At 70.0% G+C, this 12970-nt stretch carries 12 protein-coding genes and 4 pseudogenes; 9 read left to right on the top strand and 7 right to left on the bottom strand.

Features of this window, described 5'->3' with window-relative positions; translation table 11 throughout:
* Positions 1–50 precede the first annotated feature (50 nt).
* Positions 51–1718, top strand: a complete 1668-nt coding sequence (locus tag OO52_RS23260) for a PP2C family protein-serine/threonine phosphatase (RefSeq protein WP_030646480.1) — start codon at positions 51–53, stop codon at positions 1716–1718.
* Positions 1719–2372: 654 nt separating this feature from the next.
* The gene (locus tag OO52_RS47685) at positions 2373–2753 is read left to right on the top strand and encodes an STAS domain-containing protein (RefSeq protein WP_078876938.1); all 381 of its coding nucleotides are present in this window, start codon (positions 2373–2375) and stop codon (positions 2751–2753) included.
* 153 nt (positions 2754–2906) lie between these two features.
* On the opposite strand, the gene OO52_RS23250 is transcribed toward OO52_RS47685, so the two are convergent.
* Complete coding sequence (locus tag OO52_RS23250; RefSeq protein WP_234339732.1) at positions 2907–4163, bottom strand: APC family permease; 1257 nt, start codon at positions 4161–4163, stop codon at positions 2907–2909.
* 277 nt (positions 4164–4440) lie between these two features.
* On the bottom strand, positions 4441–4710 hold the full coding sequence (locus tag OO52_RS23245) for a BTAD domain-containing putative transcriptional regulator (protein WP_051818551.1): 270 nt from the start codon (positions 4708–4710) through the stop codon (positions 4441–4443).
* A gap of 1019 nt (positions 4711–5729) precedes the next feature.
* On the opposite strand from OO52_RS23245, the pseudogene tpg reads away from it, so the two are divergent.
* Positions 5730–5957: pseudogene (gene tpg / locus OO52_RS47680) on the top strand (telomere-protecting terminal protein Tpg); the annotation flags it as partial.
* A gap of 243 nt (positions 5958–6200) precedes the next feature.
* On the opposite strand, the gene OO52_RS23235 reads toward tpg, so the two are convergent.
* The gene (locus tag OO52_RS23235) at positions 6201–6884 is read right to left on the bottom strand and encodes a hypothetical protein (RefSeq protein WP_158712542.1); all 684 of its coding nucleotides are present in this window, start codon (positions 6882–6884) and stop codon (positions 6201–6203) included.
* Positions 6885–7184: 300 nt separating this feature from the next.
* On the opposite strand from OO52_RS23235, the gene OO52_RS23230 reads away from it, so the two are divergent.
* From OO52_RS23230 to OO52_RS23210, 5 genes and pseudogenes are all read left to right on the top strand, one after another.
* Positions 7185–7565 carry a hypothetical protein gene (locus OO52_RS23230; protein WP_030646487.1) on the top strand — a complete coding sequence of 127 codons (381 nt, stop codon included), beginning with the start codon at positions 7185–7187 and terminating at the stop codon, positions 7563–7565.
* 412 nt (positions 7566–7977) lie between these two features.
* Positions 7978–8184, top strand: coding sequence for a hypothetical protein (locus tag OO52_RS52875; RefSeq protein WP_030646488.1), 207 nt, complete (start codon positions 7978–7980; stop codon positions 8182–8184).
* Between the two features lie 189 nt (positions 8185–8373).
* Positions 8374–8493: pseudogene (locus tag OO52_RS52870) on the top strand (IS5/IS1182 family transposase); the annotation flags it as partial.
* A 78-nt stretch (positions 8494–8571) separates the two neighbouring features.
* The gene (locus tag OO52_RS50935; protein ID WP_078876942.1) at positions 8572–8829 is read left to right on the top strand and encodes a hypothetical protein; all 258 of its coding nucleotides are present in this window, start codon (positions 8572–8574) and stop codon (positions 8827–8829) included.
* 52 nt (positions 8830–8881) lie between these two features.
* Complete coding sequence (locus OO52_RS23210) at positions 8882–10015, top strand: IS630 family transposase (protein ID WP_030646493.1); 1134 nt, start codon at positions 8882–8884, stop codon at positions 10013–10015.
* 25 nt (positions 10016–10040) lie between these two features.
* On the opposite strand, the gene OO52_RS23205 is transcribed toward OO52_RS23210, so the two are convergent.
* Together OO52_RS23205 and OO52_RS49840 are read right to left on the bottom strand one after the other, a co-directional pair.
* Positions 10041–10427, bottom strand: a complete 387-nt coding sequence (locus OO52_RS23205) for a hypothetical protein (protein WP_030646495.1) — start codon at positions 10425–10427, stop codon at positions 10041–10043.
* Positions 10428–10521: 94 nt separating this feature from the next.
* A pseudogene (locus tag OO52_RS49840) lies at positions 10522–10704 on the bottom strand (class I SAM-dependent methyltransferase); the annotation flags it as partial.
* A 1-nt stretch (position 10705) separates the two neighbouring features.
* Here OO52_RS49840 and OO52_RS49835 point away from each other — a divergent pair.
* The gene (locus OO52_RS49835; RefSeq protein WP_280923203.1) at positions 10706–10966 is read left to right on the top strand and encodes an ATP-binding protein; all 261 of its coding nucleotides are present in this window, start codon (positions 10706–10708) and stop codon (positions 10964–10966) included.
* A 4-nt stretch (positions 10967–10970) separates the two neighbouring features.
* Here OO52_RS49835 and OO52_RS46115 read toward each other — a convergent pair whose 3' ends face one another.
* Together OO52_RS46115 and OO52_RS23190 are read right to left on the bottom strand one after the other, a co-directional pair.
* Positions 10971–11408, bottom strand: a complete 438-nt coding sequence (locus OO52_RS46115) for a hypothetical protein (RefSeq protein WP_030646499.1) — start codon at positions 11406–11408, stop codon at positions 10971–10973.
* A gap of 120 nt (positions 11409–11528) precedes the next feature.
* Positions 11529–11657 (bottom strand): annotated as a pseudogene (locus tag OO52_RS23190) (transposase); the annotation flags it as partial.
* Between the last annotated feature and the right edge of the window lie 1313 nt (positions 11658–12970).

Genomic DNA, 12970 nt, shown 5'->3' with positions numbered 1-12970 from the left:
TCTCCCCATGGCAGGAAGGTAGTGAGGTACGCACGTGCGTGCCTCCGCTCGTGTCTTCTTCCCCCGGTACCTCCGCCCGTTCCCCCGATGCTGGCCACACGGTCGGCGCGGCCTGGACTGACGCCCCCTGTCCCGTTCTCATCGTCGACCGGCACGGCGGCCTCGTGGACATCAACGGCGCCGCCCGGAAACTCCTCCCCGCTGCCGTCCGCGGCGACTGGCTGCACGAGCACGTCCCGTCCTGGCTCACCGACGCCCACCAGCGCATCGGTGAGGGACAGCACGGCACGCGCGCCGAGCCGCTGAACGGGCCCATCAAGGAGCGCCACTACGAGGCGCACCCGACGGCGACCGACGACGGCGACATCGTGTGGTGGCTGGTCGACGAGACCGACCGCCGCCTGGCCCAGGCCGCGCTGACCGACGCGCAGACACGCACCGAGATCTTCTCGGAGGCATCCAGCACGCTGCTGTCCACGCTGAACGTGCCGCGCTGCATAGAGGTGACCGCCGCCATGGCCGCGGAACACCTCGCCGACGCCGCGGTCCTCGTCGCCCCGCCCAAAGGGCGGCGCCACCCGCTGACCTACGCCACCAGGGGCGGGCCGGCCACCCAAGTTACGCAACTGGTTGACGTTTCCGGCGTCCCGGGCCTGACCGAGGCCCTGCAGGGCTTCCCGCCGGTACCGGCCCGCTGGATAAACCCCGCCGATCTCCCCGACTGGGTCACCCCGGACGGTTTCGCCGGTCCGGTCGGATCCGTGATCGTCGCTCCGCTCCCCGGCCACGGCGTACCGGCCGGAGCCCTGATCCTGATGCGGGCCAGCACCGAGCAGTCCTTCACGGAAGGAGAGGAGGTCTTCGCCCGGCTCTTCGCCGCGCGCGCCGGCGCCGCCCTCTCCGCCGCCCGCCTCTATAGCGAGCAGGCCACCGTCACTGCCAAGCTGATGCGCGAGTTGCTGCCCCCGCCGCTGAGCAGCGTGAACGGCGTGGAGTACGCCGGCGGTTACCGCGCGGCCAAGGACCACGAACGGGTCGGCGGGGACTTCTACGACGTTCACCCCGGCTCCGACCCCTCCCAGGACACCCTCGTCGTCCTCGGCGACGTCGCGGGCAAGGGCCTGGACGCGGCGGTGCTCACCGGCAAGATCCGCAACACACTGCACGCGCTGCTGCCGTTGACCGACGACCATCAGCGGGTCCTCGACCTGCTCAGCGGCGCGCTTCTCACATCCCGTCAAACACGCTTCGCCACGCTGGTCCTCGCCTCCGTCCGCCGCCGGGGCAGCCGGGCACGGCTCCGGCTGACCAGCGCTGGACACCTGCCGCCGCTGATCCTCCGCGCCGACGGGACGGTGGAAGAAGTACACACCAGGGGGACCCTCGTCGGTGCACTGCCCGCCGTCACGGCGCACACGGTCGAGACGGTGCTCGCGCCGGGGGAAACCTGCCTGCTCTACACCGACGGCATCACCGAAGCGCGGGGCGGCCCGCTCGGCGACGAGTTCTTCGGCGAGCACCGCCTGCGCCGAGCCCTGTCGGAGTGCGTGGGCCTCCCGGCCGTAGCGGTCGTCGAACGGGTGCAGATGCTCGCGGCCCAGTGGCTGGGTGCCGGCCGCCACGACGACATGGCCGCCGTCGCCATCAGCGTCCCCCGGACCGGCCCCCTGACCGTCCTCAACGGGCGGTCCCGAGCGAGGAACAGGAGCAGCACGTGAGGTACCCCACCGTGACGGCCGACCCGCCGGACCGGCTGTGGGAGGCAGCGGCCGACGGCGACGCGCACGCGGCCGTCGACATACCCCACGAGACAGCGGCCGACGCTGTGGCGCGACCGCCACCGACGGACGGCCGGTCGCCACCCTCACCCACCGTCGGCCGGCGCCGGAACGCCGCGCCCCCTCTCACGGCCGGGTCACGGCCGGCTGCGTCGACGGCGCATGGCACGCCGTCCCCGCCCGGCTCGTCGCCGAGGTGCTCCGCCCGCGCGGCCGGCGGCTCGACCACCCCTGCGCCCGAACCCCCACAACTCCATCTGGTCGCCCACCCGCATCGCACCGACCCCCACGCCGTCCTGCTGCCCGGGTCGCCCCCCACCCACCTGCCGGCCGCCCATGCCGTCGGCGCGGACGCCGTGCCGGAAGCAGACCTAGGCCGGCCCGGCCCGGCGGCGACCCGCCAGGTGGCGGACGACCTGCCCCACCTGGCGGACCAGGAACACACCGCGTTCCCGACCCGGACCGCCGACGCTCTCGAAGCCAGGCACGCCCCAGCAGCCCCAGGAGTTCCGCCGCGTCCCGCGCCTGCCGCACGAGGCGGTGCCGCGGTGCTCGACCGCACCCCACGTCCCGTCCCCGGCCCCCCGTCCAGGCATGACCGACCCGCACCCCACCGAATTCACCCTCACCGTCCTCCGCGCGGCCGGCACGCTGACCGTGCGGGTGGGCGGCGAACTCGACTACGACACGAGCGACGGCCTGACCGACATGCTCGTCCGCCACCTGACAACCGACGAGGCCGGGCTGAGCGACGTACGTCTCGACTTCCGCGATCTGACGTGGATCGACTCCTCGGGCCTGACCGCGCTGGATGGTCCGTCGCCGTACCGAGGCCGTCGGCGCCACGCTGCACCTGGACCACCGGCCCGACGCCCTGAAGCGCCTGCTGCGCCTGACGAACGTGCTGGAACACCTCACCGCCCCCGTGACGGGAGAGGAGACCCGGGACAGGCGCCTGAGAACCGCGAGGAGTGACGGCTGATGCCCACCGACATCGATCCTCACCGAGCGGGCCTCGCTGTGCTGGCTCCGTGGCCGTGACGCGGCCAGGCGGCTTGAGCTGCCGTGTCGCCGTCCGGCACTGGCGCTGTGAGGGCCGGCCGCGTGGGCCGGAGGCCCCGGCGTCGCTCAGGAGGAGGCCCGGCGGCGGTGCCGGGCGGCGACCGCCCCCAGGATCACACCGACCGCGATGACGGCCAGCCCGCGCGCCCAGACATCGGCCTCGATCTGCGTGGCGAGCGCCAGGCAGGAGGCCGCCCCCAGGACGGGGACGACAGTGTAGGCCCGGAAGTGCGGGTGATCGGAGCGGTCGCGCCGTTGGACGAGCACTGCGGTGTTGACGATGAAGAACACCACGAGGAGCAGCAGCACGAGGGTGGAGGCGAGGCTGGCCACGTCACCGGTGAGCGCCAGCAGGAAGGACAGCACGGTCGTGGCCGCGATGGAGGCCCACGGCGTACGGCGGCCCGGGAGCACCCGGGTCAGGAAGCGGGGGAGGAGCCCGTCCCGCGCCATGCCGTAGGCCAGGCGGGAACTCATGATGCCGGTGAGCAGCGCGCCGTTGGCCACGGCGACGAGGGCGATGGCGCCGAACACCTCCGGCGGTACCCCGCCCGCCTCCTTCACCACTTCCAGCAGCGGACCGCTGGAGCGGGCCAGCGTCGCGGTGGGGACGGCGGCCGAGGCGACGGCACCGACCAGGACGTACACGGCTCCCGCCGTCACCAGGGCGCCGAAGAGGGCTCGCGGGTAGGAGCGGCGCGGGTCGCGGGTCTCCTCGGCGACGTTGACGGAGGTCTCGAAGCCGACGAAGGAGTAGTACGCGAGCACCGTTGCGCCCAGCACACCGGCGGCGGCTCCCGTGTGCGCGGTGCCGAGGTGGACGAGCCTGCCGGGGTCGCCGTCGCCGCGCAGGAACAGCCAGGCCCCGAGCCCGACGACGAGCAGGAGACCACCGACCTCGACGACCGTCGCCGCCACGTTGGCGCGGGTGGACTCGCTGATGCCACGGGCGTTCAGCAGCGCCAGGGCACACAGGAAGACGGCCGCCACCAGCACGACCGGAAGGCTGACGAAGACGGCCAGGTAGTCGCCGGCGAAACCCCGCGCCAGCGCGGCGACGGAGACGATGCCCGCGGCGAGCATGCAGAACCCGGCGAGGAAGCCGGTGAACGGCCCGTAGGCGAGGGTCGCATAGTGGGAGGCGCCGCCCGCCCTCGGGTACTTCGTGGCGAGTTCGGCGTACGAGGCGGCCGTCAGAAGCGACAGCAGCAGGGCCAGGAGCAGGGGCAGCCACACAGCGCCGCCCGACTCCGCTGCGATCTGGCCGACGAGGACGTAGACACCGGCGCCCAGCACGTCGCCGAGGATGAAGAAGTACAGCAGCGGGGTCGTCAGCGCCTTCTTGAGCGCGGGTGCCCCGCCCTGCGGCGAGCTGTCCGTCTCAGCGGTGGAAGGCGTGGAAGGAGTGGTAGGAGGTGTCACCACCCCCGCCTACCCCGTGGGGCCGGCCGCAGGTGGGGACGGGCGTGTGACGTGTGCGGACCGTCCCGGCACGGCCCGGTGTCCGCCGAGTCCGCCGTCGGCCGGACCGCCGTCGACGTCCAGGCGCCCGCCGCGCTTGCGGAGCCGGGGTCCCTACCCTGCTGCCGGTCGCCGCTCGTCACCGCGTGTCGGAAGGGTGGCTCAGGTAGGGGGCGAGCAGGCGGCGGTACTCCGTGGAGGGCGCCAGACCCAGTTCCCTGCGCGGCCGGTGCCGGTACGACGCGAAGTGCCGCAGTGCCTCGGTGGCGTTGCCCTCGGCGAGGTGGACGGCGGTGATGTCCCGGTGGGCGCTCTCCCGCAGCGGCTCGGCCTCGGCCGCGGTCATGGCGTACGTGAGCGCCATGCACAGCCGGCCGTGGTGCCGGTGGTGCCGGCCGATGGCCTCCAAGGCGTGCAGTCGCAGCTGGTGGGAAGTGTTCCCGGACGTCGGTCACCCAGTCGTCGCACCAGTGGGGGAGAAGGTCCTCGCACAGCACGGGCGGGATGTCCTCGCCCGGGGGACGCTCCGGGAACCGTGGGCCGCCCCGCCCGACGCGCACCACCAAGAGCACGTCGACGTCGCGCCGACCTGGCGCGCGGAAGGCGGCCCCGGCCGGAACCCCGGCGGGTGGCACCGACCCCCGTTACGAGAACGGGCCGCTCGCGGTCGTCGACGTCGACACCGACGGACAGGTGCTGGCGCACTGCACCGGCGGCCTCGTCCTGGACGTGCCCGCCAAGAGCATCCCGGCCTGGTGGACTGGACGCTGCGCGAAGCCGAGCTCGGTCAGCCGAAGCTCGCCGGGCCCGGCATGGACGCCGACCCGCTCCTCGTGCTCACCCAGTCCGCGCTGGAGCGCTACGGCCTCCCCCCACCCTCACCGATGAGGAACGGCTCGCCGGGCGGCTCCCGGAGAACCACAAGGTCATCAAGCAGCTGACGCGCGCGGAGTGGCAGCTGACGAAGCGCGGCTTCGGCCCTTGGGCGCGGATCTACCGCCCGGCCAAGGGTTCCGAGCACACCTGCGTGCAGCTGTGCATGCCGTCCTGGCACGCGCTCGACTCCCGCCACTCGGGCCACACCGCGCAGCTTCCGCCGGCGGACCTCGCCCGGCTCCTGGGCACCTATGCGTCCCGGTGACGACGCCGCGCGGCTCCACCGCCGTCACCGGCCTGGAGCTGATGACCGCCCTGCACCCGCCGACCCGCGCCTTTGAGCCGGACGCGGAAGGCCGCCGGCACCCCGAGCACAACCCCGGCTCGCTGGGCAAGGACCCGGTGGACTGCGCCCCGTGCGAGGCCCCCGACGGACACCCGCTCCTCAAGGACCTACCGCGCTTCCACGTCCGCGGCCCGGCGGAGAAGCTCTTCGAGGAGGCATACGACTGGGCGCGGCCCATGACGAATGCCGAGTGCACCCTGCGGCACCTCGGCTCCACCGACGAGGACTGCCTCCGGCACCTGACCGTCGCCCTGCCGCCCCACTACGCCGCCCGCCTCTTCGAGGCCCAGGAGCAGGGCGCCACCGAGCAGCAGCTGCGGGAGATCGCCGCCGAAAGGCTCAAGGAGGTCTAGTTCCAGGACAACGGCCGCCGCGCCGGCCGGCCGGAGCAAGTCCGCTTCACGGACATCGAGCACCTCGAGTTCGACCTGTAGCAGCCGCGCCCCGAACAGCCGTGAGCCCAGGACCGACGTGGTCCGGGGTTCGCTCGCGTATCCGCGGGGGACGAATGTTTCTGCACACGATGTCGTGTTCAAAGACGCCGCCGTACGCCGGTAACCCTGCACTTGCGGCCGGACCGGGAGAAGGACAGCCGACCAAGTGCAGCGAGAGTCGCGTCGACGAAGGTCCACACCAGCGCGGTCACCTGGGACGCCATGACGTCGGACAGCACTGCCTCACGCACCAGCGCCGCGTTGGATGCGGAGGCCGGCGACAGCCCGCGCGGCCCGCTCGCGCTCGTGGCTGTCGAGGGTGGTGTCGTTGGCGAGGCTGGTGAGCAGGCGGGCGGCTTCGTCCGCATGCCCGTCGACCCTACCCAGGGTCTCCGCGGGCCCCTGGCGATCCCAGCCGGACATGGTGGTGTCGTTGGCGAGGGTGGTGAGCAGGTGGGCGGCTTCGTCCGCATGCCCGTCCAACCCTCCCAGAGCCTCGGCGGCGGACCGAGGGGCGACGACAGGGGATGTGGTGTCGTTGGCGAAGGTGGTGAGCAGGCGAGCGAAGGTGGTGAGCAGGCGAGCGGCGTCCTCCGCATACCCGTCAACCTTGCCCATGGCCTGCGCGGCCCGCACACGGTCATCACTGCGGAGGGTGGTGTCGCCGGCGAATCCCGCCAGTAGGCGGGCGGCGCGCTCGCCGCCGAGGTCGGCCAGGGCCTGCGCAGCCGACACCCGGTCGTAGCCACGCAACGATCTGTCGTTGGCAAGGGTGGTAAGCAGGTGGGCGGCGTCTTCCGCGTGTCCCTCGGTCCTACCCAGGGTCTCCGCGGCCCAGCGGCGATCCCAGCTGGACAGGGCGGCGTCGTTGGCGAGGTTTGTGAGCAGGCGGGCGGCCGCCTCCATGTGTCCGTTCAGCTCTGCCAAGGCCTCAGCCGCCTTGACGCGGTCGGAGCCGTCGAGGGTGGTGTCCTGGGCAAGGTGGATCAGCAGGGCCGCCCCGGCCCCCCGCCGTCACCGCCTGTCCCCGACTAGCTTTGTCCAGTGTTCAGCTAATTCGTCCATATCAGCCGCTTGCCGCCCCATAACCAGACATCATTCCGGACAGGCACTGGTCAGAGCCGCTGAACAGCGAAAGATCCAGGCATCCGTTTATGGCTGGTGTCGCGTTTCGTTGGCCGACGGTGGAAGCGGAGCGAAGTTACTAGGCAGGGGTAGCGTTCCGGCATGACGTCAGTGCCGCCCCGGTTCCCGCCGCATCCGATCCGTGGCGTACGGGTAGTGCATCAGAAGCAGAACTGCGCGCCGCATTTCGCGGAGATCGAGGTGGATTTCGAGCCCGCAGCTGAGGGCTTCGTCTTCGAGGTGGCTCAAGGGCTCACGGTGGACTACGAACCGGCCGAGGCCCTGTCACGCTTCTTCGAGGCTGCCGCTGCGGGGATCGAAGAGCAGTTGAGCTTGCCCGCGCACGGACTCGTGATCGCCACCCGGGTGGTGCTGTGGCGCGCCCGCGCCGATACGTTCGGCTCTCATGAACTGGCGTTCAAGATCGCGGGTTATCTCGCCGCCCGCCAGGCGTTGGAACGTACGGGGTGGGCACGCCTGTGAGTGCTGTCCCTCGCGATGAGGTAGCGGAACCTCACACTTGGCCGGACCTTGACTGACAACAGGCGTGCTGTCCCGGGCGCGGTGACAAGTAGCGCGCCGAGTTGGTGACAACTGCCGTGCTTCGACACCGACCTGGGTGACGGACTTCGTGCTTCGGCACAGTTCGGTGGAGCGTCGTACAGCGCTCTGGCGGCGGCCCACTACGAATGCACCCCACGAATATGAGGCCGATGATGACCACGCCCTTGGCCGCATCGCGCACTGCGCGCCGTCCGCTCGCCCAGTGGGTTGCCGCGCCCCGAGAGCCGGTCGATCCGGCCCTCGAGGACGCCCGGTTCGACGCCCGGCCGGCGTCCCGGCACGAGGACCTGGCCGGCGACCTCCGCGGCCCGGCGGAGCTCGAGGAGTGGGAGTGCATCGACCATTCGGCTGCTGGTGCACCGACCCCGTCTGCTTCGACGTCTGGCCGTACGACCGGCTGGACGCGGCCTGCACCGAGCTCGTCACCCAAACCGTGCAGGCCGGCAACGGCGACCGCTACGTGGTCTGCGACGGCCACGCCCTGACCGCCCGCACCCAGACCACCGACGGCCAGGTCCTGCCCGGCCTGCCCGCCTGAGCCCCGATACGGACGGCACCGTGGACGACGACGAGTACCCGCTCGCCACCATCGTGGACAGGATCCGCGAGTACCTCGACCGGGCCGGGCTGCTCCACACCGAGGAGTTCCCCGCCATCAAGGACGACGTGGCCGAGCTGGCCCGCCGGGGTAACGGCACGACGGGCAGGGCGCCAGGGCATGTGCGCGGTGGCCTGGCTTGCAGGATGCCGCCGTCTGCACCGGCGCTACGAGCGCAAGGCGGAACACTTCCTCGCCTTCGCAGGCATCGCCGCCACCCTCGTCTGCTACCGGCGGCTGACCGGGTGAGGGACCTTACTAGAGGTCTGGCTGACGGCGTGCGAGGAGGATCCCCGCAAGGGTGCTCTCGGCCGAGGTGAGTGCCCTGTGTTCGTCGACGGTGAAGCCAGCCTCGTTGAGCCAGCCCATCATCCGGCTGTGCTGGCGACGATGGACGTGGACCTTCATCGGGTGGCCGCCACAGCCCTCCGTCTTCACCTTCGACGTGTCCCCGACATGGAAGCTGAGGAGCAGCCGTCCACCTGGCTGCAGCACTCGATGGAAGTGCTTGAAGACCGTGCCGATCTGCGTGTTGGGGATGTGGATCAGCTAGTGCTGCATCAAGCAACGTTCGCCCTGTTATGACGCGCCGTCCGGATGGTGATCCGCGCTGCGCGTTGTGCGTCATGCTGGGCAGGTGGCTGAGCGTGTGCGGGTCCGCGAGATCGATGACGACGAGGGGCAGCGACTGCTCCGGATCGTCCGCCGAGGTACCGGATCGGTGGTGACCTGGCGCCGGGCTCAGATGGTGCTGTTATCGGCCCAGGGCATGGACGTAGCCAAGATCGCCGAGGTGACGTTCACCAGCCCCGACCGGGTCCGGGATGTGATCCACAACTTCAACGCTGACGGCTTCACTTCGCTCTACCCGAAGTACAAGGGCGGTCGGCCCAAGACGTTCAGCCTGCCCGAGCGGCACGAGATCAAGAAGATCGCCAAGTCCAGGCCAGCCGAGCACGGCCTGCCGTTCTCCACCTGGAGCCTGGTCAAGCTGGCCGACTTCCTGGTCGCCGAGGGGGTGGTCGACGACATCAGCCACGAGGGCTTGCGCATCCTGCTCCGCGAGGAAGGCGTCACCTTTCAACGCCTGAAGACCTGGAAGACGTCGAAGGATCCTGATTACGCGGTCAAGAAAGCCCGCGTCGAGCACCTCTACGCCATCGCTGACGGCGAGGTCCTGCCCGAGCCGGGCGAACCCGAGGTTTTTTTCTGCCTGGACGAGTTCGGGCCGCTCAACCTCCAGCCCCACCCCGGCCGCCAGTGGGCCGAACGCGGCGGCAAGCACAAGGATCCCAGCCGCGGACCACGGCCGCGCCGCCGCGCGACCTACACCCGCCCCCACGGGGTCAGGCATCTGTTCGCCGCCTACGACCTGGGCAAGGACCAGCTATACGGCCACATCAAGAAGACCAAGAACCGCTCCACGTTCCTGGAGTTCTGCCGCTATCTGCGCTCCCTCCACCCCGCCGGCAAGCGCATCGCGATCATCTGCGACAACTACTCCCCACACTTGACCACCAAGCGCTGCCGCCGCGTCGCCGACTGGGCCGAGTCCAACAACGTCGAAATTGCCTACACCCCGACCAACAGCTCCTGGCTCAACCGCATCGAGGCCCAGTTCACCGCTCTGCGCTACTTCGCCCTCGACGGCACCGACCACCCCACTCACAAGGCCCAGGGCAGCATGATCCGCCGCTACATCATCTGGCGGAACCAGCACGCCACCGACGAGCGCCTACGCCGAGTCGTGTCCAGAACCAACGTCGCCTGAGACCGTGGGGCACCTGCGGCTGTAGTCAGCCCACAGAGACGACCAGTACCGCACTGCCGTCCTTGCCCTGGGCAGGCTCCCCGACCAGCGAGTGTCCTGCCGAGATGACGGCCGTCACGGCACGCAGGTCGTCCGGAGCAGCCGCGATAACTCGCACCCGTGCCTGGCTCGGACCCAGGCCGCTGATGTCGAACGAGACTGCAGGAAGTGCGCTTTGCGCGGCCCGCTCGTGCGTGAGTTCGCTGATCTGGAGTACCAGGGTGCGGCAAATCCCTTCCTCAGTGATCTGATCACGCATGGGGCCGGCATAGGCGAACGCGTCGGTCAGCGTCTCATCCACCGCGTCCACCTGCCTGAATTCATGGCCGACGATGGAGATGAGCGCGATGCCCGCGCCGAGCGTGTCCGTCATGGCGAGAGTCTTGCATCCGCCTCCGACAACACGGCACGGGGCACCTGCACCACCTGCCCAGCCGCCGAGGCGAACGTTTTCTGATGCGGCACTAGTACCAGGCGACCAGGCCGGCCATCGAGCCATTGCTGAAGTTGAGGTCCGTCATGGAGCCGAGTTCGAACCGCAGACGGGGGTGGTCACGCCGGGCTATCTCGATCGTCCCGGGCGATAGGTCGATCCCGAACGCGTCCACGCCCAGTTGGAGCAAGTGAGCCGTGATCCGACCCGGTCCACATGTGGACTACATCCCGTTCGACCAGGACGCCGCGAACCTGGTCTTCCAGCTCATAGCCTCGCGCTGCGAGCAGGGCTCCGTGATGGTGACCTCGAACCTGCCCTTCGGGCGCTGGGGAGAGACCTTCTCGGACGACGTCGTCGCGGCCGCGATGATCGACCGCCTGGTCCACCACGCCGAGGTCCTCACGCTCACCGGCGACTCCCACCGGACCCGGGCCCGACGCGAGCCGCTGGCCGAGGACCGGGCCGGACGGGAGTGAGCCGTCACAGCGTCCACCAGCAATAAAGACGCAGGCCCGCAGCGCGAGCCCGCCTGGCCAGGCCAGCCAGGGCCTCCACGACCACAGCTGCCGTCGACGCATCGAGTCCGACGACCCCACCGGCCGAGGACCAAGCCGCGGCTGCGGCCACAAGGTCGTCCTCTGAGGCGGAGACCAGGACATCGCACAACGTGTCCGACACGGTCAGCACGAACGGGCTGTCGACGTCCTCAGAGGACAGCAGCTGTCCCACCCTCGGGCGCTGGCTTGCCTCTTCATAACTGCAGCCGGTCATCACTGCTTCGACCTGGGCGATGGCATCGACCGGGTCGATGTCCTTGAGGAAGATTACGTCCAGCCCTGCACGGACCGGCCCGCCAGCCTCGATCACCGCAACGGCGGACTCATCATCGGCGGCACAGAAGTAGTCGGCGTCTGGCATGCCACGGATTCTGGCATTCGCCGCTGACGATCAACGCTCACGGGCCCGACCAGAGCGTCACACGATCAGGGGGTCGATTTTCGGAGACTGCCAGAGGGCCACTTTTCGCGAAGCGTTGTCATGCAGTACGTAGAGGATCCCGCATAGCACATCCCGGTCCGGCAGCGGCTTGCGGCCCGGGTACCTGAAGCGCCGCTCACGCTGCGGCAGCAGCGGTTCCAGGCGGTCCCACAGCTCATCCGACACAATTCACGGCGAACTCTCCACACCAAGCCGAAGACGCAACTTTCACGTCAGCACGGCCCTCCGGGCCGATCCACCTCATTGTGTTAGCCGCTGTAAGCAGGAACGGCTGGGGCGGTTTCACTCTCCGTAGAGCCAAGGGAGGCCTGGATGCTTCCAGTGTCCCCGCGGGGCGCCGGGTTCCGTGAGGCTGCGGTGACCGAGCCGACGCAGGCCCGCCACGCGGATACCGGCGGGTAGCGGGTCGGCGCACGGGTGCGGCCGAGGAGGTCGAGGGCGGCCCAGAATCCGTGAACGCCTCGGGCAACCGCACCCGCTACTGCGGTGCAGCTCGGTGGCATGACGTCATCAGTTCAGCGTGAGGCGGTAGTCACGTCACAGAAGTCGGCATCTGCCTCGTGAACGGGTCGATGAGTGTGGTCAGGAAGGCGGCGTTCAGGCTGTCGAGGAGTGCGGGAGGAACGCCTCCAGCGGGGCCTGCCTGATCGGGGCCCAATCGACATCGAAGTAACGCCCCGCAACCCCTCCCCAAGAGGCGTGCCCAGTGCTCGACAGAGCCAGGTGACCTAGCGCAGGCAACGGGCGTGGTTCCCGCTCCAGAATGGGTGTCTGCGCCAGTTCTGGCCCGGCGCGCACAGCGTGGTCTCGAACCGGGCGCAGCCGCCCTTTCGCATATGAGCACCGGCCTTGCGCTACTCCTCCAGCCAGGCGGTTACGGGGATCGGTCCTGCGCGGAGCGACTGAGACTGACGTGTGGGTAGTGCTGCGCTCCGGCGCTGGCGGGTGTGGCTGGATCAGTCAGCCCGGCGAGGCTGGCCGATCTGTGCTCCCTGGCGTCGCTCCACCTCCCACCGTTCCTCCAACGGCGATCCAGCGGTCGATGAGCCCAAGCTGCCGGACGGCCTGCTACCCGACAACGCACCAGGCGGAACGCAGCGCGTCCAGACGAGACAGCGACTGCTCACCACCCACCTGCTGTGCACGGTGCCGCCCACCATGATTGGGCGGCTTGGGTCACTCACCCGTGAGGTGGTCTGCGTCGAAGATCGGCTGCGGGTTGGCCCGGTCGCGTAACGCGGGTTCAGCGACTTGCCAACCAGCCCGTGAACCAGGTGCGAAAGCCGGGGCTCACCGGGACGAAGCCACCCCAGTCGGGATCGATCTGCCAGACCTGGCCGGCTCGTGGACCGTTCACGACCAGCCGTGTGAAGATGCCGCAGGGGGCTTGACCCCGGATCCTGGACACCCGAGAGACTTGGATCTTGAGTCCAGGAGAACGGATGTCCCGTGGTCATGAAGCACTATCCGCCGGAGTTCAA

This window comes from Streptomyces flaveolus (assembly GCF_000716535.1).
Classification (GTDB): domain Bacteria; phylum Actinomycetota; class Actinomycetes; order Streptomycetales; family Streptomycetaceae; genus Streptomyces; species Streptomyces flaveolus_A.
This window is presented reverse-complemented; position numbering and strand designations above follow the sequence as displayed.